Source organism: Kitasatospora sp. NPDC053308, assembly GCF_055585785.1.
In genome coordinates this window covers 83,949-105,145 of sequence record NZ_JBVJJY010000011.1, presented here as the reverse complement: position 1 = coordinate 105,145, position 21,197 = coordinate 83,949, and the positions used below count along the sequence as shown (strand labels likewise).

The window sequence follows — 21,197 nt, the reverse complement described above, 5'->3', positions numbered from 1 at the left end:
GGTCAGCGCGGCCGGTCGGCCGCTGCCAGCACCTGCGCGCTGAGCCGGAGTTCGGGGCTGTGGCGGAAGGTGAGGGTGAACTCCACCCGCTGGCCGGCCCGGAGTGGCGGCGGGTCGGCGATCATCAGGTCCGCGTCCTCCGGGGACATCGCCAGCTCGCCGCGGCCCGGGACGGGCAGCGTCGGAACGGGCTCCCAGCGGCCCGCCGCGCCCTGGTGGAGGTGCCGCTTCAGGGTGATCCGTCCGCCGAACTCCCAGCTGGCGCCGGTCAGTTCGTCCGGGACGTCACCCGGGTTGCGGACCGTGAAGAAGGCCGCCGTGGCGGTGGCGGCGCCCGCCACGGGCAGCAGGACCCAGCCCGGCTCGGCCGTCACCGGGCGGGTCCGGCCGGCCCCGCCGACCGCCGTCCACCCGGTGAGCAGGACCAGCGCCAGCGCCGCCGCGCCGACCGGCGGACCGGCCACTCCCAGTCGGGTCAGGGCGCTCATCGCCGGGCCCCCGTCCGGCCGCGGGATCCGGACGCACGTGACGGACCGCCGCGCCCCGGCTCCCAGGTGCGCAGCCGCAGGCTGTTGCCGACCACGAGCAGCGAGCTGAGCGACATCGCGACCGCTGCCAGCATCGGGTTGAGCAGTCCGACCGCCGCCAGCGGGATCAGCACCAGGTTGTAGCCGAAGGCCCACAGCAGGTTGGCCCGGATCGTGGCGAGGGTCTGCCGCGCCAGCCGTACGGCGTCGACCACGGCCTCGATCTCGCCGCGCACCAGGGTCAGCCCGGCCGCGCCGATCGCCGCGTCGCTGCCGGAGGCCAGCGCCACCCCGAGGTCGGCCGCGGCCAGCGCGACCGCGTCGTTGACGCCGTCGCCGACGACCGCCACCGTCCGTCCGGCGGCGCGCAGTTCGGCCACCACCGCGGCCTTGCGCTCGGGCGAGGCCGAGGCGTGCACCCGCCCGATGCCGAGCTCGGCCGCCACGGCCCGGGCGGCGCCGGGCCCGTCCCCGGTCAGCAGGACGGTCTCCAGGCCCATCCCGCGCAGCCGGTGCAGGGCCCGCCAGCTGCCCGAGCGCAGGGTGTCGCCGACGGCCAGGACGGCCGCCGGCCGCCCGTCCAGCTCGACCAGGACGGCCGTGCGGCCCGCGTCCCCGGCCGCCCTCACCGCCGCGGCGAGCACCGGGGGAAGGACGGCACCGTCCGGGCGGAGCACCCGGACCGCCCGGCCCTCGACCCGCCCGGACACCCCGAGCCCGGTGGTGGCCGCGAAGCCGTCCACGGGCGGCAGCGTGCCGCAGCGCTCCCGGGCCGCAGCGGCGACGGCCCGGCCGATCGGGTGCTCGGAGCGGTGCTCGACCGCGCCGGCCAGGCGCAGCACCTCCTCCTCCGTGCACTCCCCGCCGGGACCCCCGGCGGCACCCCGGGCCGTGGCGGGATCCCCGGTGAGGCCCCCGGCCGTAGCGGGATCCGCGGTGGCACCCCGGGCCGTGGTCACCGCCGTCAGCTCCATCCAGCCGGTGGTCAGCGTCCCGGTCTTGTCCATCACCACGGTGTCCACCCGCCGAAGGCTCTCCAGCACTTCCGGCCCGCGCACCAGCACGCCGAGCTCCGCCCCCCGTCCGGTCGCCGCCAGCAGGGCGGTCGGCGTGGCCAGCCCCAGCGCGCACGGACAGGCCACCACCAGCACCGCGACGGCCGCCGTCACCGCCGCCTGCGGGGCCGCGCCGGCGCCCAGCCAGAAGCCCAGGACGGCGGCGGCGACCGTCAGCACGCATGGCACGAAGACGCCGGCCACCGCGTCCGCCAGCCGCTGCGCCCGGGCCTTGCCGGCCTGCGCGTCCGCCACCAGGGCTGTGATCCTGGCCAGTCGGGTGTCCGCGCCGACGGCCGTGGCCCGGACCACCAGCGAGCCGCCGACGTTCACCGTCCCGCCGGCCACCCGGTCTCCCGCGCCGACCTCCACCGGCACGCTCTCGCCGGTCAGCAGACTCAGGTCGAGCGCCGAGCCGCCCTCGACCACCACCCCGTCAGTGGCCACCCGCTCGCCCGGGCGCACCACGAACTCCTGCCCGGGCAGGAGCAGTTCGATCGGTACCTGGCGCTCCTCGCGGTCCGCCCCGCGCAGGCACACCTGCTTCGCGCCGAGCTCGGCCAGCGCCCGCAGCGCGGACCCGCTGCGCCGACGCACCCGGCCCTCCAGCAGCCGCCCGGCCAGCACGAACAGCGGCACCCCGACCGCCGCCTCCAGGTAGACGTGCGCCGTACCGGCGCCGTCGGCGGTCAGCGAGAACGGCATCCGCATGCCCGGATCCCCGGCCCCGCCGAACAGCAGCGCGTACGCGGACCAGCCGAAGGAGGCCACCACGCCCAGGCTGACCAGGGTGTCCATGGTGGCGGCCGCGTGCCGCAGGCCCTGCCAGGCCCGGCGGTGGAAGGCGGCCGACCCCCACGTCACCACCGGGAAGGCCAGCGCGAAGCAGACCCACTGCCAGGCCGTGAACTGCAGCGCGGGCACCATGGACAGCACAAGCACCGGGACGGCCAGGAGGGTGGTGACCAGCAGCCGCCGCGACTCGTGCGGCTCCTCCTCCGTCGCCGCCCCGACCGGCGCCCCCTCGGGCACCGACGCGGCGGTGTAGCCGGCCGCCTCGACGGCCGCCACCAGCTCCGCGACCGACACCCCGGCCGGGTGCAGCACCCGGGCCCGGCCGGTCGCCAGGTTCACCCCGGCCGTCACCCCGTCGATCCTGCCCAGCCGCTTCTCCACCCGGCCCACGCAGGCCGCGCAGGTCATCCCGCCCACCGCCAGGTCGGTGGAGACCAGGGCGCCGGGATCCGTGACGGCGCTCACCGCATCCCGCCCATGTCGTGCCCGCCCATCCCCGGCGAGGCGCCGCTCCCGCCGCCCGGCCGCAGCCCGGGCGCCACCGGCCCCACCTGCCGGCCCACCGCGTAGGCCACCACGAACACCACCACCAGCAGCAGGGCGAACCCCGCCAGCACACTCAACGGCCGGACTCCCGGCGACTTCGCACTCACCCCCCACCAGTCGGACGGGCACCGCCCTCGGTTCCCGTACGTCCGGAAGATCCCGGCCCCGCCCACACCGCGCCCGGGACGCCGCACCCGCCCGACACCCCGCCACCACCCCGCGCCGCGCCCCGACGGCCGTCCCCCCCGCCTCCGGGCCACCCGCCCCGGCAGTACCGACAGCACCCCGCTCGCGCCCTCGGACCAGCAGCCCCGTACGGCCCACGGATCGACGTACGGCACGACCGGGCCCGTCACCTCGAACAGGACCACCATCCACAGTGCCGCCGGCCTGGGCACCCCCTCCTCCGCCACCAGGAGCAACTCCGCGCCTGACGAGTCCGCGACGGGCGTGGAGCGAGTAGCCGCGACGCTCGAAGCCCCCGGTGAGGGTGCACATCCCCTCTCACCCCGGCCCGTCCGGCTGAACGCCGAGCGCTCGCTGACCCGAGGCGCCCCCACCGCAGCGCCGGCTCGCCCCCAAGAGTGCCCCACCGCCGACGCGAGCCACGAGGAACGGCTCGGCACCGGGACCGTGGGTGAGCCCGACGCCGAGCCCGCACCGGTCGCGTCCCCAGCCCCCAGACGGCTGGGCGATGCCCGCCGCGCCATCGTCCTTGGGGGAGACCACGACGTGCCGCGACTGCCCGGAGCGCCGGTCGAACCCGGAGTGGCGGCGCGGCCGGCCGGTGGGGTCGTCACGTCCTCCTCCACCGGTTCATCCGGTCCGGATCGCGCGCAGCTCCTGGCGGCACGGTGGCGGTGATCGCTCGCCTGTAACGGCCGGCGGGCCGTCGGCGGCCGGGGGGACGGCCGCCGAATCCGGTCGGGGGGTTACCCCCCGTGAAGACGGCGGTCCGCCCCAGCGCGCGGCGGGCCCCGCCCCGGTGAAGATCGACTCACCGAACGCCGCAGGCAGCGGCATTCCGTCGAGGCGAGGAGTGATCACGACGATGGCAGGCAGCAAGGGGATCGGGCGGCGCGGACTGCTGACGGCGGTGGTGGCCGCCGCGGCCGCACTGGTCCCGGTGGCGGCGGTCGCCGCGCCGGCGGTGCCCGGGCCGACCGCCTCGGCCTTCGCGGCCGGGGACCAGGCCGCGACGCAGCGTTCCGCGGTGGTGCGTGCCCTGGACGGCGTCGCCCAGCCGTTGCGGACGACCGAGCCGGGCGGCCGCACCACCGACCTGCACGCGCTGGGCGCGATGATCGGCGACGCGAAGGTGGTCGGCCTGGGCGAGGCCACCCACGGTTCGCACGAGTTCTTCGCGATGAAGCAGCGGCTGTTGCGCTACCTCGTCGAGGAGAAGGGCTTCACCGCCTTCGCCCTGGAGGCGAGTTGGAGCAGCGGTCTGCAGATCGACGAGTACGTCCAGGGCGGGCCCGGCGAGGCGCGGCAGGTCGTCAAGGACGCCCTGGGCGGGAGCCCGTGGGACCGCGAGGAGTTCGCCGACCTGATCACCTGGATGCGGCAGTACAACCGGAGCCACCCGCAGAACCCGGTCCACTTCGTGGGCGACGACCTCGGCCTGCCCAGGCTCGGCGACCGGATCTTCGACCAGGTCACCTCGTACGTGCGCGGAGCCCGCCCCGGCGTCCTCCCGCAGCTCGAAGGCCTCTACGCGGGCCTGCGGCCGTTCGACGACGTCCTCGCCTACCTGAAGAAGCCGCTCGCCGAGCGCCGGGAGAACGCCGCCAAGGCACAGCAGGCGCTCGACCTGGTCGCCGCGAGCGGCGCCGGCTCCTCCGACGACGCCCACGCGTGGGCGGTCCAGCACGCCCGGAACATCGCCGACACCTTCGCCTTCGCGACCCTGGACATGTCCGACCCGGCCTCGGTCTCCGCCGCGGAGCAACTGCGCGACCGGGCGATGGCGGACAACACCGCCTGGTGGCAGCGCCACACCGGCGGCAAGGTCCTGCTGTCCGCGCACAACGGGCACGTCGGCTACCTGGCCACCGACACCTTCCTGTACCCCGCGCCGCAGGGCTCACGGCTGCGCGACACCTACGGCCGCGACTACGCGGCGATCGGCTTCACCTTCGACAGCGGCTCCTTCCTCACCAACGACGCCGTCCTGACGGACGACTGGAAGACCGTCACGGTGCCGCCGGCCACGTCGGACATGAACGAGTACACCCTCGACAAGGTCCGCTACCGGGACTACTACGTCGACCTCCGCACCGCCCCCCGAGCGGCCCGCGACTGGCTGGACACCTCCCGCCCGACCTACGAGGCGGGCTCGGTCTACGTCAACGACCCGAAGCCGCGCCTCGCGATCGGCCGGGCCTACGACGTCCTGATCCACCTGCACCAGGTCACCCAGGCCCGGAAGTTCTGACCCCGCCCCCCAGCCGGGACGCCCGTCCGGTGCTCGCCGAGGCCCACGCCGGAGCACGCACCGGACCGGCCCGGTCTCGGAGGGCGGAGACGCTCCCGCCGCCGCTCGTCCCTTCGTCCCCGGGCGGGCGGGCCGAGGTGATCCCCGCGGACGTCGGAGGCACTCGCGTCCTGTTGCTCCTCGGCGACGACACCGAGCACCAACCCGCCTTGCGCACCGACCTGGTGACCGCACGGATCCACCGACTCGCGATTTCCACGGCGACGGGCTGAGCCGAGCAGGCCCCGGCGCGCGGCCGACGAGAACGACGGCGTCGGTCGGCCTTCGCGACGACGGGAGGTGTCGCCGGTGTCGGAGCGGGCGGGATGCTCGGCGACATCGGGAGACGAGACGGACGCGAGTGCGGCACACTGCGGCGGGTGATCGTGATGCAGCCCGTCCTGGAGATCAAGATCCGCGACGGCTTCGACCTCTGGCCCGTCGCGCCGGTCGCGCCGGTCGAGCCGGCCGCCTTCCTCGCCCTGAACGGCGGGCTCTCAGCCGCCGAGGTCGGGACGGCGATGATGCGCATCATCGACTGCAACGACGTCGACCCTGACGGGGACCGCCGGCCCCGACCGGACGACCCGCTCGGGTCGTTCCTCCACGGCCTGCTGACCGGCGAACTCCTCTACGCCGCCGGCGGCCTGAAGGTCACCGATCACTCCACGGGGGCCACCTTCCTGCCCGGCTGTTGCGACGGCCTGGAGGACTGGCGCGACTGGCACGCGTTCGTGGACGGCGGCAGTCTGCTGGGGTTCGGCCACGAGCCCGTGTCACCGATCGCGGAGCGCTTCGGCGACACCGTCCGGCTCACCGTCAACGCCGAGGAGCATGACAGCCCGGTGATCGAGCTGTCCGTGGCCGAGCTCCGCCGGCTGCTCGCGGACGCCGAGCGCGACCTGACCGCCTTCCTCGCCCTGGCGACCGGCTGGAGCCGTCGGCACCTGCCCGAGCACTCCGCGGCCGTCGTCGCCGCCCTTGCCCGCGTCCTCGACCTGCCCGCCCCCGCCGCGCCGCGCGAGCCGCAGGCCTGACCCGGCCGGGGCGACGCCGACGCCGAGGTACCACAGGCGCGGCCGCCCCGGTCCGGGCCCTCTCGGCACCGATCCGTGGGCCGGCAGTGCGAGCAGAGTCGTCGGCATCGGCGGGGCACGTGCCCGACCCGCCCGGCAGGCCGGCTTCGTTCACCGGTGCCGCCGGCAACGGCGTGCCGGGTTCCACCAGTGCCCGGGGAGCGTTCAGGTTCCGTCGTGTGCCTGGTGCGCCCGGATGCCGGCGATGATGAGGTCGATCCCGGCGGTGAACTGCAGCCGGTCGTCGTGGTCGAGGCCCTGGTCCGCAACGGCCCGGGTGAAGGGGTAGTCCGCCGGGTCGAGTCGCCGCCACGCCTCGGCCACCGTGTCGAGGTACGCGCCGCGTCCGGTGTCCGGGTCGAGGCCGCGCGCGCGTTCGGTGTTCGCGGCGTGCTGGCCGGCGGCGCCGAGGACGTAGTGCAGGAGCGCGGTCGTCGCGGTGAACCAACTGCTCGCGGGAGCGCCCAGGGCGTGGACCTCGCGCCCGATGGCCTCGAAGAGGCGCGTCGTCGCCGGGCCCGCGGGGTGGTGGGAGAGCTGGGCGGTGAGCTGGGACGCGAGCCACGGGTGCTTCGCCATCGTGTCGAAGAGGCCCAGGGCGGTGGCGTGCAGTCCGTCGGCCGGACCGTCGGCGGGATCGGTGCCCTGGGCGAGGGCGACGGCGAGGGCGAGGGCGACGGCCCGGTCGGCGGCCGCGGCCAGCAGCTCGGCCTTGCCGGCCACGTGCCAGTAGATCGCGCCGGGGCCGGTGGCCAGGCGCTCGCTCAGGGCGCGGAAGGTCAGGCCGTTCTCGCCGGCCGTGTCGAGCACGTCGATGGCGGCCTCGACGATCTGTTCGCGGGAGAGCGCGCCGGCACGCCGTTCGGTCTTCTTCGTGGTCGGTGGTGTCACCCTGCCAGTTTGACACGACTGGAACGTCGTTCCATCCTGCTTCTGGAACACCGTTCCAGAGCGGCGGCCGGTACGTGCTGGAACCCGGCCGCGACACAGGAGGAGCACGACATGGACCTACGGGACCAGCCCGCCTACATCATCAGGATGCGTGCCAAGCCCGGACTCGGTGACAGGCTCTTCGAGCTGGCCACGGCGGGGATGGAGAAGTCGGGAGCCTCGGACCGGTTCATCATCGCCCGCGAGGACGACGACCCCGACGTGCTGTGGAACATGGAGGTGTTCCGCAGCCACGAGGCGAAGGACGCCTACGAGAACAGCCCGCTGGCCGACGAACTGCGCGACGAGATCATCGGCCTGCTCGCCGAGCCGCCCCTGCGCATCGCGGCCCACCCCTACTCCGCCCTGCCCGCCTACCCGGCCTGAGCAGGCCGGGAAGGCTCCGCCTACCAGGACGCCGCCTCCAGCGGCCTGCCCGCCCTCGTCCTGCTCGGACGCCGCAGCGCCCTGCTCCGGCCGCGCCAGGCGCTGGAGCGGGTCACCGCACTGACCGGGCGTCCAGGCCGAGACCGTCCAGCGGGCCGGCCACGGCCTCAACCTGGAGCGTCCCGAGCTGGTCAACGAACGGCTCCTGCGGTTCATCACCGCACTCCCGTCCCGGCCCACCCGGTCCGAGGAGCGCCGCCGCCGTCGACAGGGGTCGCCGACCCGGCGGACGGGCCGCCGGCGCGCCCGACGGGCCCCGACGGCGCCCGGCGTCAGGGCCGTACGCTCCGCGGGCCCGTCACCGTGGCGCCCAACGCGCCCACGCGGGAACGCAGTTCACGGTCGGCGGTGGCGACCAGGCAGTCCCGGCCGGGGTGTTCGGCGCGCGCGGCCCGGACCAGCTCGACGATCCGGTCGTCCCCGCTGCCGCTCGCCCCGACCACCCGGACCGCGGGCAGCCCGGTGACGCCCCGGGCGGCGCCCTCCACGACCAGGACCACCTCCAACGGGCCCGGGTGGTCCGGCAGACCCCGTTCGGCGACGGCGACCAGGGCGTCCCGCAGCCGCTCGGCGGCGCCCCGGCGGTCCTGCCACCAGCCGTCCGGCACCGAGCCGACCACGTTCGCGCCGTCCACCACCAGCAGCGTGGGCAGGTCCTCGTTCTCGTCCATGGCCGCCAAGCCTGCCACCCCGCCCCGGGCTCGGCCGAACCGGAGACGCCCCGGCATGTCCACCGGCATGTCCGCCGGCATGTCCGCCGGGCCCCGTTGCGGCACGTGGTGGGCGTCAGTCCGCCAGGGTGATCCGGATGCCGACGGTGCCGCGCTCGCCGCGGCGCAGCCGGCTGCCGAGCAGGGTGAGCACTCCGAGCAGGCCGTACTTCTGGCGCAGCAGCGTGCGGTAGGCGGCGGTGCGCTCGGGGCCGAGGATCTCGGCGGTCGCCGGGTACTGCTCGCCGGTGGGGCGGCCCTTGACGTCGCAGGGGCCGACCAGCACATCGGCCCGGTTGCGGATCCGCTTGACCTTCCACGAGTCCGCGACGGTCCAGACGCCGAGCGCCTCCCCATCGCGGACCACCCACACCGGGGTCGGCACGGCCGTGCCGTCCTTCTTGTACGTGGTGACGAGCAGGTAGCTCCCGCTGGAGAGCCGGACGATCCGGGCGAGCCGGTCCGCGGCGGTGGGGTCGGGCGTGGTCATGGCCGGAAGTCTAGAGGGCCCGAGCCGCTGCTCCGGTCACCGGAAGCGGGCGAGGGCGCTCGCCGTGAACGGCGTGGGGGACGCGCCGAGGGCAGCAGGGGCGGCAGCCGGACGGCCACCGCCCCGCCGACGACCAGCACCCGGAGCAGGACCGGCGGTTCGCCGCTGCTCATGCTGACCCGGTCCCGGCGCCGGGCGATGACGTCGTCGACGTATGTCGAGGGTGTCCTGGGCCTGAACGTGGAGGCCTGCTCGGCCTGCGACCGTGACTCGGACCCGCGCAGCACCGCGTCCATCGCGTCCGGCTCGGCGGCCGGGGCTCCACGACCGGCCCCGGTCGCTCACCGGGCTCGGCGGGTGCGGACGCCGTGGACCAGCGCGCGGGCGCGGCGGACCAGCCGGCGCCGGCCGCCGCCGCCGACGGCCCTGGAGCCGCCCGCACCGCCCGCACCGCTTCCACCGCCCGCACCGCTCGCGCCGTCGTACGGCCGGGCGGTGCCGCCGCCGCGGACCGGGGTGGCGGCGACCGGCTGGGGCGCCGTCCGGCGACGGGTGGCGGCCCGGGTGCCGGCCCAGGCGGCGAGGGCGGTGCCGAGGACGGCGACCGACCAGGCCGCCGGGGCGAGGCCGGGGCCGTCGCCACCGAGGACGGGCGGACGGGACCACGGCGGCAGCTGGGAGTCGGCCGCCGCCTCCGGGGCCGTGGAGGCGCCGGGCGCGTGGGGCGCGTCGGAGGCGTGGGCCGGGGCCGAGGCCGGGGCGGTGTCCTCGACCAGCTGTCCGACCGGCTGGACCTTGCCGGCCGCCGCGAAGCCCCAGTCCAGCAGGGCCGCGGCCTCGTCGTAGACCTTGCCCTGCGCCTCGGGGTGCATCACCGTCACCAGCAGGGTCCGGCCGTCGCGTTCGGCGGCGCCGGTGAAGGTGGCGCCCGCGTTGGTGGTGTAGCCGTTCTTGACGCCGATCAGGCCCGGGTACTTGCCGAGCAGCCGGTCGGTGTTGGCGATGTCGAAGCTGGTGCGCTGGCCGGTGAGCTTGTCCAGCCCGCCGGGGAAGCGCGCGGTGCGGGTGGCGCAGTAGGACCGGAAGTCGGCGTTGCGCAGCCCGGCGCGGGCGAACAGGGTGAGGTCGTAGGCGGAGGAGACCTGGCCGTCCATGTCGTAGCCGTCGGGGGAGACGACCTTGGTGTCCTTCGCCTGCAGCGTCCCGGCGCGGGCCTGCATCTCGGCGACGGTCCGCTGGATGCCGCCGTTCAGGTGGGCGAGGACGTGGACGGCGTCGTTGCCGGAGGCGAGGAAGACGCCCCGCCAGAGGTCCTCGACCCGGTACGGCAGGTTCTCCTTGACGCCGACCAGGCTGCTCCCGGCGCCGAGGTCGGCGAGATCGGCGGGGGTGACCCGGTACTCCAGCGTGCGGTCGAGCTTGGGCAGCACGGTGTCGGCGAACAGCATCTTCAGGGTGCTGGCCGGCGGGAGCGGCAAATGGGCGTTGCGGGCGGCGAGCACCTCGCCGGTGGCGGCGTCGGCGACCAGCCAGGACCGGCCGGACAGCGCGGTCGGCAGGGCGGGCGCCCCGGCCAGTGGCGAGACCTGGACGTCGGGGCTGCCGAGCCGTTCCCCGCCGACCACGGCGGAGGCGTCCTGCGCCCGGACCGCGGGGGCGGCGGGGGCCGCCGTGGCGGCCGCGGCCAGGACCAGGGCCGAGGCGGCGGCGCCGGCCGCGGCCCTGGCGAGGTACGGGGACTTGCGGGATATGCGCGTGGGCTGCACACCGCGAACGTACCCGCGCCGCCGCCGGGCCGCCGGGCCTGCTGCTCCGTCCGTGCCCGTCCGGCGGCCGGCGCCGGGGTGGGGAGCGGACGACTTTGGTGGCGCCCGGTCGCGCCGAAAGTCGGATGTTCCGGCGGCGGCGGATTCCTACGCTCACGGGCATGAAGACCCTGCTCGGCTACCTCGGTTTCGTGCTGATCCTCGGCGGCGCCTCCGGCCTGCTGTCCGACCGGCTCGGGGGCTTCCGGCTGTTCGGCTTCGTCCGGTATCTGGTGCCGGACGGTCACGAGACGGCCGGGTACGCCGTCCTGCTGGCGCTCGGCGTCCTGCTGGCGATCCCGGCCGCACGGCGCGGCTGACGACCGGTGCCCGGTCACCCTGGGTTTTGACCACCCCGGACGCGGCCGCTGCCGGGCGTGACCGCTGCCCGGGCCTGGCCCTTGCCCGCGCGCGGCCGACGCGCGGGCCCGGCCGACGGCGCTCAGTCCCCCGCCTACGGCCGGAGGTCCACGGTGAGCGGGCCGCCGTCCCGGGGGTGCAGCGTGCAGTAGGCGTAGCGTTCGGCGCCCGAGAACCAGTCGGCCTTGGACGGGCCGAGCACCACCTGGCCGAAGCGCTGGCCGGGGTGGGCGGACTCGGCCTCGTGGACGGTGGTGGTGCAGGAGGAGCCGAGCAGGGCCAGGGCGGTGCTCCACTGGGACTCGGTCGTCGGCAGCGTCATCGTCAGCACCTTGCCGACCTGGGCCTGGTGGGGCCGGCCGCAGTCGACCGCCGTCCAGCCGACGGGGGCGTCCAGGTTCCGCTCCTCGGCGCCGACCGGTGAGGCGTAGGTGACGCAGTCCCCGGCGTGGAGCTGTGCCGGGCGGGCCGAGGCCGTCGGCTGGTTCGGGGCCGACTCCCGGTCGACGTAGTCGTCGGAGCCGAAGGGCGGGTCGGAGATCAACCGCATGGCGAGCATGGCGACCACCAGCACGCCGGCGCTGAACACGACGGCGTTCCTGGCCTGACTCTTCCGCTTCGGTATCGGCCCGGTCGTCCGCGGGGCCCTGCGGCGGCCGTGGCGCTCGGCCAGCTTCCACAGCTGCGCGGCGACGGCGGCGGCCCCGGCCGGTCGGCGGGCAGGATCGCGCTCCAGCAGGGAGTGGATCAGCCGGTCGAGCTCCTCGGGCACGTCCGGCCGCTCGTCCCGCAGCCGCGGCGGCGGGCTGGTGCGCAGCGCGGCGCTCCCGCCGTGGACCGGCGGGTGACCGACCAGCAGGGCGTGCAGGGTCCCGCCGAGCCCGTACAGGTCGGCCCGGGCGTCGACGCGCTGCCCGGTGAACTGCTCGGGTGCCATGTAGGCGAGGGTGCCGACGGCGGTGGTGCGGCCGTCCTGCTCCGCGCCGTCCGGGACGGGCTGCGGGCGCTCGTGGACGAGGCCGAAGTCCAGCAGCTTGACGGTGCCGTCCGCGGTGAGGAAGAGGTTGCCGGGCTTGACGTCCCGGTGGACCAGCCCGGAGGCGTGGGCCGCGGCCAGCGCCTCCGCGACCCGGGCGCCCACCTCGGCCACCCAGCCCACCGCCGCCGCGCCGTCGTCCTGGCGGGCCTCCAGCGAGCGGCCCTCCAGCAGCTCCATGACCAGGAACGGCGCCTTCTCGAACTCGCCGAAGTCGTGGACCACCACGATCCCCGGGTGCTGCAGTCCGGCGGCCGCCCGCGCCTCCCGCAGGAAGCGGGCCCGGGCGTCCTCGTCCGTCTCGTGCAGCAGCTTCACCGCCACCCGCCGGTCCAGCAGCCGGTCCTGGGCCGCCCAGACCTCGCCCATGCCGCCCGCGCCCAGCGGGCGGTCCATCAGGTACCGCCCCGCCACGATCGTGCCGCTCCGCACCGCGTCCGCCTTTCATGGTTCCCGGAAAGCCACTCAGGGTACGGCCGGGCGCCGACGCCGGCGCCGGGGGGTCCGGGCGCGGCGGTGCCCCGCCGGCCGGCGCGCTCGGGCGCCGGGCAGCGGGGCACGGGGTGGACGCGGGCAGGCGTGCCGCGGTGGGTCAGAAGGTCAGGTTCCAGGAGTCGATGCCCGGTGCGTGAGGGGGAAGCGTGGGGATCGCACGGGAATTGAAGGAAACATGCCAGATAGACCGGGACTTGGGGAAGACTTTACGCCTGACGAGCTTTCACGCAAGCGTCACCGTTCCATCTCCGTGCGCCCCCGGCCAGGACCGGACTCGGCCGAAATCCCCTTGGACCGCGGCGCCCCCCGCTGGGACGATCCCCGCATGATCGACGAGCGTGACGCGCTGCTCCGGCTCTGGGGCCGGCAACTGTACGAGCGCCAGAGCGAGCCCCTCGTCTGGGCGGAGACGGTCCTGCGGGCCGCAGGCCGCCCGCCGGCAGCGGTCGCGGCGGCGCTGTCCGGCCGGCTCGACGCCCTCGCCGACGCCCTTGTCGACGACCCGTCCGACCCGGCCGAACCGCTGTTCCGCGCGGTCGCCAAGCTGGCCGCCAACCTGTGCGGCAACGGTCGCTACGACGCGGACGTCGGCACCCGGATCGGCCCGCTGGCCCTGCGGCTCGGCGAGCGCGAACCGGACCTCGCGGGCCCGCTCGGCGATGCGCTGGGCCACCTGCCGGACGGGCCGGAGTCCCTGGTGGCCGTCCACGCCGCCGAGTTGCGGGGGCGCCGCGCCGTCCGGGCGCGGGCGATCGACGCACTGCTGGAGTGGGCCGAGCGCGGCCATCCGCAGGCGCTGGCCGCCCTGCGCGAGGTCGCCTCCGACCATCGCGCCCAGGACCTCACGGTGTGGACCAAGGCGCTCAACCGGATCGGGCTGTTCGGCGACGAGGCCCTGGAGCCGGGCCTGCTGCGGGCCCTCGCCGACGCCGGGCACGGCGGGCTGCGCTGGTCCGCGCTCGCCTGCGCCGAACTGGGCCTGTGCCGGGCTGTTCCGCTGGTGACGGCGCTGCTGGAACACCGCGACCCGATGGTCCGCGAGGGCGCCTGCGAAGCGCTCGGCCTGTTCGGGGAGCCCACCGCCGTGCCCGCCCTGGCGGCCCGGCTGGACGACGGAGTCCCCTGGGTGGGCAGCGCGGCCGCCCGCGCCCTCGGGCAGATCGGCGGCGACACGGCGCTCGCGGCGCTCTGGCGGGCCATGACGGAGCGCCGTAATCCCAAGGCCGGTCATCTCGCCGCGGCGATCGGTGCCTTCGGCCCCGCGGTGGTCGACGGTCTGATCGACCTCACCGCCGACCCCGACCCGGACCTGCGGGCGTTGGCCTGCCGGGCCCTCGGCGCCACCGCCGACGACCGGGCGCTGCCGGTCCTGGAGCGCCTCGCCGCCCGGGACCAGGCCAGGACCGGACTCGGCGGGCTGGTCGCGACGGCCGCCAAGCAGGGGCTGCGCACCGCGCGGCGCGTCCGCGCACGCCGGTCCGGCTGAGGGGGGCCGGGCGGAGCCGCGGGTCAGGCGGAAGCCCGCGGCGTGGCCGCCGTCGCCGCCACGCCGTCGAGCAGGACGGTGAGGCCGGTGCGGAACGCCTCCCGGTGGCTGTCCTCGGGGGAGCCGCCGGTGGCGCTCTGCAGGCCGGTGAGCAGCGGGAAGCGCTCGGCGAAGTCCGGCGCCAGTTCGGCCAGTTCGGTGGAGCGGGCGATCCACCAGTCCTCGTCCGCGACGCCGGTGGCGGCGGCCGCCGCGCGGGTCTCGGCGGTGGTGGCGGCCAGGCCGCGGACGAACTGCCAGAGCGCGGCGACCGCGCCGCGCAGCCGCTGCGGGTCCAGCGCGGCGGGCCGCAGGGCGCGCAACAGGCTCTCCATGGCGGCGAGTTCGGCCGGGCCGAGGACGGGGCGGGCCTGCGAGATCCGGAGCATCCAGGGGTGGCGCAGGTAGCAGGCGTACAGCGCCTCGGCCCAGGCGGTGACGGCGGTCCGCCAGTCCTCGGGCGCCGGCGCGCCGGTGGGCGGTCCGGCGGGTGGGACGAGTTCGGCGAGGGCCCGGTCGTGCATCAGGTCGAGCAGTTCGGCCTTGCCCGGGACGTACGTGTAGAGCGCCATCGCGGTGCGGCCGAGTCGTTCGCCCACGGCGCGCATCGACAGCGCGTCCATGCCCTCGGTGTCGGCCACCGCGATTCCGGCGGACACGATCGCGTCCACACTCAGGCCCGGTTTGGGGCCGCTGCGTCCGGTGCGCGGTTCCGCGGGCGCGCCCCACAGCAGGGCGAGTGAGCGGCGGGCGTCGCCCTGCCCGGCGTAGACGGTCATCCGGCATCTCCTTATGGCGTAAAGTATCGCGCGGTCGGCAACTCTTTATGCCGTAAGGTTATCAACCGAAGGGGTTTCGCGATGACACTGCCCGTCACCTTCGTCGAGGTCGTGGAGACGCGCCGGATCACTCCGCGCACCGCCCGGATCACCTTCGCGGCCGAGGAGCTGGCCGACACCGTCGGCGGCGCGCCCGACCAGCAGCTCAAGCTCTGCTTCCCGCGCCCCGGGCAGGCCGAGCCGGTGCTGCCCCCGCCGCAGGACGACCCGATGGGCTGGTGCCAGGCCTACCTGGCGATCCCGGAGGCCGAGCGGCCCCCGATGCGCACCTTCACCCTGCGCCGGCGGCTCCCCGGCACCCGGCTGGTCGAGATCGACTTCGTGCTGCACGGCGACACCGGGCCGGCCGCCGCCTGGGCGCTGCGCGCCGCACCGGGGGACCGGCTCGGGATGGTCGGCCCCTCGACGCTGTACGCCCCGACCGTCCCGTTCGCCGAGGCCGCCGCGGCGGCCGACTGGGTGCTGCTGGCCGGGGACGAGACGGCGCTGCCCGCGCTCGCGACGCTGGTCGCGGCCCTGCCCGCCGGGGTGCGGGCGCTCGCGTACGTGGAGGTCGCGGACGAGGCCGAGCGGCAGCCGCTGGAGAGCCGGGCCGAGCTCGCGGTGCACTGGCTGCACCGGGACGGCGCCGCCCCGGGCGCGCTGCTGACCGGAGCCGTCCGGGCCGCCGAGCTGCCGCCCGGCACCCCGTTCGCCTGGCTGGCCGGCGAGGCGGGCGCGGTCCGGGCGCTGCGCCGCCACCTGGTCGAGGAGCGGGGGGTGCCGAAGCCCTCGATCGACTTCACCGGGTACTGGCGCCACCGGCTGGCCCAGGACGACGCGCCGACCGCCGAGGACCTGGCGGACGTTCAGGAGCGCCTCGCCGGCCAGTGAGCCAGGGCTCGCGGGGTCCCGTTCCGGGCGCGGGACTCCGTCTCCGCCGCGGGGCCCCTCATTCCGGTGGCGCCGCCGCGGGACCCCTGTTTCCGGTGGCGCCGCCGTGGGAAGGGAATGTCGCGGTGTCGACAAAGCGGCCGACCGGTGGCGGGTTTTCGCCAGTGTCCGGAGTTCGCCACCGGAATCGCCGGCGAGCGGGTGTTCGGGGCCGGGCGGGGCCGGACAGGGCCGATCGGCTGAAAGATGCGGATTCGGCCCGATTTCCGCCGTGAATTTTACTGAGAGATGGTCAACTTTACTTTCTGATGGGGATTTACCCCCTTGTCGTGATCGCGTTCAGGTGCGTTGGATTGCGTCAGCCATTCATCAGACGAAAGGATGTCCATGATCGGCTGGCGGAAAACCCAGCTAGCAGCTGCCGTCACGGTCACCGCCGCGTCCATGGTCCTGAGCTTCGGGACCGGCGCCAACGCAGCTCCGACCCCGGAACCGCAGAACGCCCAGGCGGCGTCCGCGGACGGGTCCCCGGTGCCGGTGATCGTGATCCTGAAGGACCAGATAACGGATGCCCCGGCCGATCACGGTCACCTGGGCGCCCGCCAGCAGAAGGCCGCCGACTCCCAGGCACCGCTGCTGAAGAAGGTCAAGGCGGGCGGCGGCACCGACATCAAGACCTTCGTGGTCGGCAACGCCTTCTCGGCGACCGTCAGCCCCGCCCTGCGAGCCCAGCTCCAGGCCGACCCGGCCGTCTCCTCCGTGGTGGCGGACACCCAGGTCCAGGTCGCCCCGGCCGCCGCCGGCAAGGCCAAGCAGGCCAAGGACGCCGCCGACGCCGCGAACGCCTCCGGCGCGAAGGCGCCCAAGGCCGCCGCCGCACCGCAGGCCGTTACGGGCAGCAACGGCCAGGGCGCCGAGGAGAACGCGACCAACACGGCGTGCCCCTCCGACCCGAGCAAGCCGCTGCTGGAGCCCGAGGGCCTGTACTCGGTCCGGGCCTACACCGGCAACGGCAAGGCCGGCGTGGAGAACCTGGCCACCGGCAAGGGCGTCAAGGTCGCCTACATCGCGGACGGCCTCGACCCCAACAACCCGGACTTCATCCGGGCCGACGGCTCGCACGCCGTGGTCGACTACAAGGACTTCGCGGGCGACGGCTGGGACGCGCCGACCGGTGCCGCCGAGGCCTTCGGCGACGCCTCGGCGGTCATCGCCCAGGGCCGCCAGACCTACGACGTCTCGCAGTTCGTCAACCCCTCGCACCCGCTGCCGGCCGGCTGCAACATCCGCATCCGCGGCCTCGCGCCCGACGCCGACCTGGTCGCGCTGAAGGCCGGCGGCGAGCTGATGTCCAACTCGTCGATCCTGCAGTCCATCGACTACGCGGTGCGGGTCGCCCACGTGGACGTGCTGAACGAGTCCTTCGGCGGCAACGTCACCCCGGACAGCGGCGCGCACGACACCATCTCGCTCTTCAACGAGCAGGCCGTCAAGGCCGGTGTCACCGTCGCCGTCTCCTCCGGTGACGCCGGCATCAGCGGCACCGTCGGCACGCCGTCCACCGATCCGTACGTGATCTCGGTCGGCGCCTCCACCGACAACCAGAACTACCAGCAGACCGGCTACGCGGCCTCCCAGTTCTCCAACAAGACCTGGAGCGACAACCGCATCTCCGCGCTCTCCTCCGGCGGCTTCACCCAGGCCGGTCGCACCGTCGACCTGGTCGCGCCGGGCGAGTCGGACTGGGCGCTGTGCACCCCCGACACCGCCAAGTACCAGGACTGCACGGGCTTCAACGGCAAGCCCTCGCCGATCCAGCCCTTCGGCGGGACCAGCCAGGCGGCCCCGTTCGTCACCGGCGCCGCGGCCCTGGTCATCCAGGCCTACCGCGACACCCACGGCGGCGACTCGCCGTCCCCCGCGCTGGTCAAGAAGTTCCTCACCGGCACCGCCACCGACCTCGGCGTGCCCGCCGAGGAGCAGGGCGCCGGCCTGCTGAACGTCCGCGCCGCCGTCGAGGCCGCCCGCGGCTACGACGACGGTGACGGCACCGAGGGCGCCAACACCGTCGTGGTCAACACCGGCCAGGTCGACATCGCCGGCGCCCCCGGCTCGGCCCACACCACCGACGTGTCCGTCACCAACACCAGTGACGAGCCGCAGACGGTCAGCGCCGCGACCCGCAGCTTCGCTCCGCAGTCGAGCAACCAGCAGACCGTCCAGCTGGACTCGGCCTCGACGGACACCTTCAAGTACGCGACCAACGGCGCGGACTGGGTGCAGAAGCAGGTCAAGTTCACCGTCCCGGCCGGCGCCGACCGCCTCGCGGCCTCGATCGCCTGGCACGGCGCGCCCAACCCGGTCACCAACGGCCCGGTCGTCCGCATGACGCTGCTCGACCCGTCGGGCCGCTTCGAGACCAACACCCGTCCGCAGGGCGGCGCCACCCCGGCCGACTTCGGCCTGGTGGACGTCCCGCACCCGGTGGCGGGCGAGTGGACCGCGATCCTCTACACCCCGGCGGGCAAGAACGGCTTCACCGGTCCGGTGCAGTTCGGCACCGCCACCCAGCGCGCGGTGCCGGCCGGCGCCGTGAGCCCGAGCAGCACCGAACTCAAGCCCGGTCAGACCAAGACCCTCAAGGTCCAGCTGACCACCCCGGCGACCAGCGGTGACTCCAGCGAGGCGATCGTCGTCTCCAGCTCCAACGGCAACACCACCAGCGTCCCGGTCACGCTGCGCAGCCTCGTCCCGGTCAACCAGGGCAAGGGCAGCTTCACCGGCACCATCACCGGTGGCAACGGCCGCAGCGCCTCGCCGACGCAGAGCTTCACCTACGGCTTCGACGTCCCGAAGGGCCAGAAGGACCTGCGGGTCGGCGTCACCGTCGGCAAGGACTCCAACCTGCTCATGCAGGGCGCCCTGATCAGCCCGAACGGCACCCCGATCGACATCGAGGGCAACGGCCAGTTCGACGCCCAGGGCAACCTGACCGGCACCGCGGCCGGCGTCTCCGCCACCACCGTCAACCCGGCCGCCGGCCGCTGGCGGTTCGTCCTGAACGTGCTCGGCCCGGTCAGCGGCCAGCAGCTCGCCCAGGACTTCACCGGCACCGTCGCGTTCAACCAGAACCAGGCCACCGCGGCCGGGCTCCCGAACGACGCGCGCACCAAGCTGGCGGCCGGCAAGCCGGTCACCGTCCAGGTGAACTACACCAACAACACCGTCGCCACCCAGAAGATCGCGGCCGACGGGCGCCTGGACAGCCGGGTGGACCTGCCGCTGGTGCCGCAGGGCGCCTCGGCGAGCCTCAACCTGCCGCTCAGCCTGAGCTCCTCGGTGCCGTTCTTCCTGGTGCCCCCGGGCACCGACCAGCTGAAGGCCGTGGCGGCGTCCTCGACGCCGGCGCAGATCGAGCTGAGCGCCACCACCGGCTCGCCCGACCTCTTCGGCGACCTGAAGAAGGCCCAGAACGGCTCCACCATCTCGGTCGCCACCGACAACGGCACCGCCGAGCAGCCGGTCGTCCCGGGCAACTGGAGCACCTTCGTGCAGCAGATCGGCCCGTTCGGCAACGGCGGTGCCCCGACCGGCACCTCCACCATCACGGCCACCGCGCACACCCAGGCCTTCGACCCGGCGCTGACCTCCAGCACCGGTGACCCGTACGCCGCCTCGGTGAACGCCTCGGCCCAGGCCGCCACCCCGGTGACCGTCGCGCCCGGCGCGACCGGCTCGCTGCAGGTGACCCTGACCCCGAACGGCCCGAAGGGCAGCACCGTCAAGGGCGTGCTGTACCTGGTGTCCGGTCCGACCGGCGTGGCCACCGCCAACAACGCCCTGAACACCACCGGTGCGGTGCTCGCGGCGATCCCGTACAGCTACACGGTGAACTGACCCCGCGTCAGTCGCACCCGCTGAGGCCGAGGCCGTCCCGGATTCCCCGGGGCGGCCTCGGCCGCTCGTCGTTCCGGTCTCCCGCTCTCCCGCTCTCCCGGTCTCCCGGTGGCCCGGCGGCCCAGCGGCAGGCCGGGATTCCGGAGGCGCCCGACTGGGCAGGTTCGGAAACGGACGGATGTTCTGACGATTGGGGATGCACGTGTCGTACGAAGCGGTCAAGCACAGCGAGGTCGAGGTGAACGGGGTGCGGCTGCACCTCGCCGAGCAGGGGGAGGGCCCGCTGGTCCTGCTGCTGCACGGCTTCCCGGAGAGCTGGTACTCCTGGCGGCACCAGTTCGCGCCGCTGGCCGAGGCCGGCTACCGGGTGGTCGCGCCCGACCAGCGCGGGTACGCCCGCAGCGAGCAGCCCGCGAGCGTGGACGCCTACACCCTGCTGCACCTGGTCGGTGACGTGACGGCGCTGATCGCCGCGCTCGGCGAGGAGCGGGCCGTGGTGGTCGGACACGACTGGGGGGCGCCGGTGGCCTGGGCCACCGCCGCGCTGCGCCCCGACCTGGTGCGCGGCGTCGCCGGGCTCAGTGTGCCGCCGCTGCCGTCCGGGCCGACCCCGCTGGCGCCCGCCCGGGAGAAGTACGGCGAGGGCTTCTACCAGGTCTACTTCCAGGAGCCGGGCCGGGCCGACGCCGAACTGGCCGCCGACCCCAAGTCCACCTTCCGGCGCCTGCTCGGCACCGGGCTGCGCCCCGGCGGGGAGCCGACGGCCTGGGTCGTCCCCGAGGGCATGAAGCTCCTGGACACCATCCCGGAGCCGGAGCGGCTGCCCGGGTGGCTCACCGAGGCGGACATCGACGCCTTCGCCGCCGACTACGGCCGGCACGGCGAACGCGCCTTCACCGGCGGGCTCAACTGGTACCGGAACATCGACCGCAACAACGAGCTGATGGCGGCCTTCCACGGCCGGCGGATCGAGTCCCCGGCGCTGTACGTGGTCGGCGAACAGGACCTGGTCAACGCGATGGTCCCGCCGGAGGTGATGGCCTACCTGCTGCAGCAGGTGACCCCGCGCCTGCACCGCCACGTCCGGCTCCCCGAGACCGGCCACTGGACGCAGCAGGAGCGTCCGGCCGAGGTCAACGAGGCCCTGCTGGACTTCCTCGGCTCGCTGGACTGAGGCCCGGGCGCCGTCCGGCGCGTCCCCGGGCGAGGCCAGGCGCGGTCCCCGGCGAAGCCCCCCCCCAACCCGAGACCCCCACACACCCCCCACCCGACCCCCCGTGCACCAGTTCCAGAAGGGGATTGCCCGGTCCCCGAC

Annotated in this window: 18 protein-coding genes; 8 read left to right on the top strand and 10 right to left on the bottom strand. The window is 75.1% G+C overall.

The features are described 5' to 3' along the window. Window positions 1-2: 2 nt before the first annotated feature. The 3 genes from ACZ6Y7_RS24045 to ACZ6Y7_RS24035 are packed head-to-tail and all read right to left on the bottom strand — an operon-like array spanning window position 3 to window position 3,000. The gene (locus ACZ6Y7_RS24045) at window positions 3-488 is read right to left on the bottom strand and encodes a copper chaperone PCu(A)C (protein WP_465759988.1); all 486 of its coding nucleotides are present in this window, start codon (window positions 486-488) and stop codon (window positions 3-5) included. Next, entirely contained in the window at window positions 485-2,842 is a 2,358-nt protein-coding gene (locus tag ACZ6Y7_RS24040) for a heavy metal translocating P-type ATPase (RefSeq protein ID WP_465759987.1), read from the bottom strand. The genes ACZ6Y7_RS24045 and ACZ6Y7_RS24040 overlap by 4 nt, the downstream gene beginning before the upstream one ends. After that, window positions 2,839-3,000 carry a hypothetical protein gene (locus tag ACZ6Y7_RS24035; protein ID WP_465759986.1) on the bottom strand — a complete coding sequence of 54 codons (162 nt, stop codon included), beginning with the start codon at window positions 2,998-3,000 and terminating at the stop codon, window positions 2,839-2,841. Before ACZ6Y7_RS24035 ends, ACZ6Y7_RS24040 begins: the two co-directional genes overlap by 4 nt. A 974-nt stretch (window positions 3,001-3,974) precedes the next feature. On the opposite strand from ACZ6Y7_RS24035, the gene ACZ6Y7_RS24030 reads away from it, so the two are divergent. Together ACZ6Y7_RS24030 and ACZ6Y7_RS24025 are read left to right on the top strand one after the other, a co-directional pair. After that, window positions 3,975-5,360 (top strand): erythromycin esterase family protein, encoded by a 1,386-nt coding sequence (locus ACZ6Y7_RS24030; protein WP_465759985.1) that lies wholly within the window; start codon window positions 3,975-3,977, stop codon window positions 5,358-5,360. 428 nt (window positions 5,361-5,788) lie between these two features. Next, window positions 5,789-6,436 (top strand): hypothetical protein, encoded by a 648-nt coding sequence (locus ACZ6Y7_RS24025; protein WP_465760111.1) that lies wholly within the window; start codon window positions 5,789-5,791, stop codon window positions 6,434-6,436. A gap of 204 nt (window positions 6,437-6,640) precedes the next feature. Here ACZ6Y7_RS24025 and ACZ6Y7_RS24020 read toward each other — a convergent pair whose 3' ends face one another. Next, complete coding sequence (locus ACZ6Y7_RS24020) at window positions 6,641-7,366, bottom strand: TetR/AcrR family transcriptional regulator (protein WP_465759984.1); 726 nt, start codon at window positions 7,364-7,366, stop codon at window positions 6,641-6,643. A gap of 111 nt (window positions 7,367-7,477) precedes the next feature. Here ACZ6Y7_RS24020 and ACZ6Y7_RS24015 point away from each other — a divergent pair, with 111 nt between their 5' ends. Then, window positions 7,478-7,792 (top strand): putative quinol monooxygenase, encoded by a 315-nt coding sequence (locus ACZ6Y7_RS24015; RefSeq protein WP_465759983.1) that lies wholly within the window; start codon window positions 7,478-7,480, stop codon window positions 7,790-7,792. 332 nt (window positions 7,793-8,124) lie between these two features. Here ACZ6Y7_RS24015 and ACZ6Y7_RS24010 read toward each other — a convergent pair whose 3' ends face one another. The 3 genes from ACZ6Y7_RS24010 to ACZ6Y7_RS24000 form a co-directional block, all read right to left on the bottom strand. Further along, window positions 8,125-8,523 (bottom strand): PIN domain-containing protein, encoded by a 399-nt coding sequence (locus ACZ6Y7_RS24010; protein WP_465759982.1) that lies wholly within the window; start codon window positions 8,521-8,523, stop codon window positions 8,125-8,127. A gap of 115 nt (window positions 8,524-8,638) precedes the next feature. Beyond that, complete coding sequence (locus ACZ6Y7_RS24005; RefSeq protein ID WP_465759981.1) at window positions 8,639-9,052, bottom strand: PPOX class F420-dependent oxidoreductase; 414 nt, start codon at window positions 9,050-9,052, stop codon at window positions 8,639-8,641. 341 nt (window positions 9,053-9,393) lie between these two features. Further along, on the bottom strand, window positions 9,394-10,818 hold the full coding sequence (locus ACZ6Y7_RS24000; RefSeq protein ID WP_465759980.1) for a D-alanyl-D-alanine carboxypeptidase family protein: 1,425 nt from the start codon (window positions 10,816-10,818) through the stop codon (window positions 9,394-9,396). A 161-nt stretch (window positions 10,819-10,979) separates the two neighbouring features. Between ACZ6Y7_RS24000 and ACZ6Y7_RS23995 the strand changes: the two genes are divergently transcribed. Further along, window positions 10,980-11,177 carry a hypothetical protein gene (locus tag ACZ6Y7_RS23995; protein ID WP_465759979.1) on the top strand — a complete coding sequence of 66 codons (198 nt, stop codon included), beginning with the start codon at window positions 10,980-10,982 and terminating at the stop codon, window positions 11,175-11,177. A gap of 134 nt (window positions 11,178-11,311) precedes the next feature. Here ACZ6Y7_RS23995 and ACZ6Y7_RS23990 read toward each other — a convergent pair whose 3' ends face one another. Continuing rightward, entirely contained in the window at window positions 11,312-12,685 is a 1,374-nt protein-coding gene (locus tag ACZ6Y7_RS23990; RefSeq protein ID WP_465759978.1) for a serine/threonine-protein kinase, read from the bottom strand. A 388-nt stretch (window positions 12,686-13,073) separates the two neighbouring features. Here ACZ6Y7_RS23990 and ACZ6Y7_RS23985 point away from each other — a divergent pair, with 388 nt between their 5' ends. Beyond that, window positions 13,074-14,234, top strand: a complete 1,161-nt coding sequence (locus ACZ6Y7_RS23985; protein WP_465759977.1) for a HEAT repeat domain-containing protein — start codon at window positions 13,074-13,076, stop codon at window positions 14,232-14,234. Window positions 14,235-14,257: 23 nt separating this feature from the next. Here ACZ6Y7_RS23985 and ACZ6Y7_RS23980 read toward each other — a convergent pair whose 3' ends face one another. Then, entirely contained in the window at window positions 14,258-15,052 is a 795-nt protein-coding gene (locus tag ACZ6Y7_RS23980) for a TetR/AcrR family transcriptional regulator (RefSeq protein ID WP_465759976.1), read from the bottom strand. A gap of 81 nt (window positions 15,053-15,133) precedes the next feature. Between ACZ6Y7_RS23980 and ACZ6Y7_RS23975 the strand changes: the two genes are divergently transcribed. Continuing rightward, window positions 15,134-15,985 carry a siderophore-interacting protein gene (locus ACZ6Y7_RS23975; RefSeq protein ID WP_465759975.1) on the top strand — a complete coding sequence of 284 codons (852 nt, stop codon included), beginning with the start codon at window positions 15,134-15,136 and terminating at the stop codon, window positions 15,983-15,985. Window positions 15,986-16,263: 278 nt separating this feature from the next. Here ACZ6Y7_RS23975 and ACZ6Y7_RS23970 read toward each other — a convergent pair whose 3' ends face one another. Next, on the bottom strand, window positions 16,264-16,431 hold the full coding sequence (locus tag ACZ6Y7_RS23970) for a hypothetical protein (protein ID WP_465759974.1): 168 nt from the start codon (window positions 16,429-16,431) through the stop codon (window positions 16,264-16,266). Here ACZ6Y7_RS23970 and ACZ6Y7_RS23965 point away from each other — a divergent pair. Together ACZ6Y7_RS23965 and ACZ6Y7_RS23960 are read left to right on the top strand one after the other, a co-directional pair. Next, window positions 16,430-19,882, top strand: a complete 3,453-nt coding sequence (locus ACZ6Y7_RS23965) for a S8 family serine peptidase (protein ID WP_465759973.1) — start codon at window positions 16,430-16,432, stop codon at window positions 19,880-19,882. The two genes, ACZ6Y7_RS23970 and ACZ6Y7_RS23965, sit on opposite strands and share 2 nt — an antisense overlap. Window positions 19,883-20,084: 202 nt before the next feature. Then, window positions 20,085-21,056 (top strand): alpha/beta fold hydrolase, encoded by a 972-nt coding sequence (locus ACZ6Y7_RS23960; protein ID WP_465759972.1) that lies wholly within the window; start codon window positions 20,085-20,087, stop codon window positions 21,054-21,056. The last annotated feature ends 141 nt before the right edge of the window (window positions 21,057-21,197 follow it).

Coding starts and splice junctions, on each gene's coding strand:
- ACZ6Y7_RS23965 (WP_465759973.1), top strand. CDS start 16,430: ATGGTCCTGAGCTTCGGGACCGGCGCCAACGCAGCTCCGACCCCGGAA.
- ACZ6Y7_RS23995 (WP_465759979.1), top strand. CDS start 10,980: ATGAAGACCCTGCTCGGCTACCTCGGTTTCGTGCTGATCCTCGGCGGC.
- ACZ6Y7_RS23980 (WP_465759976.1), bottom strand. CDS start 15,052: ATGACCGTCTACGCCGGGCAGGGCGACGCCCGCCGCTCACTCGCCCTG.
- ACZ6Y7_RS23970 (WP_465759974.1), bottom strand. CDS start 16,431: ATGGACGCGGCGGTGACCGTGACGGCAGCTGCTAGCTGGGTTTTCCGC.
- ACZ6Y7_RS24010 (WP_465759982.1), bottom strand. CDS start 8,523: ATGGACGAGAACGAGGACCTGCCCACGCTGCTGGTGGTGGACGGCGCG.
- ACZ6Y7_RS24015 (WP_465759983.1), top strand. CDS start 7,478: ATGGACCTACGGGACCAGCCCGCCTACATCATCAGGATGCGTGCCAAG.
- ACZ6Y7_RS23975 (WP_465759975.1), top strand. CDS start 15,134: ATGACACTGCCCGTCACCTTCGTCGAGGTCGTGGAGACGCGCCGGATC.
- ACZ6Y7_RS23985 (WP_465759977.1), top strand. CDS start 13,074: ATGATCGACGAGCGTGACGCGCTGCTCCGGCTCTGGGGCCGGCAACTG.
- ACZ6Y7_RS24005 (WP_465759981.1), bottom strand. CDS start 9,052: ATGACCACGCCCGACCCCACCGCCGCGGACCGGCTCGCCCGGATCGTC.
- ACZ6Y7_RS24025 (WP_465760111.1), top strand. CDS start 5,789: ATGCAGCCCGTCCTGGAGATCAAGATCCGCGACGGCTTCGACCTCTGG.
- ACZ6Y7_RS24045 (WP_465759988.1), bottom strand. CDS start 488: ATGAGCGCCCTGACCCGACTGGGAGTGGCCGGTCCGCCGGTCGGCGCG.
- ACZ6Y7_RS24030 (WP_465759985.1), top strand. CDS start 3,975: ATGGCAGGCAGCAAGGGGATCGGGCGGCGCGGACTGCTGACGGCGGTG.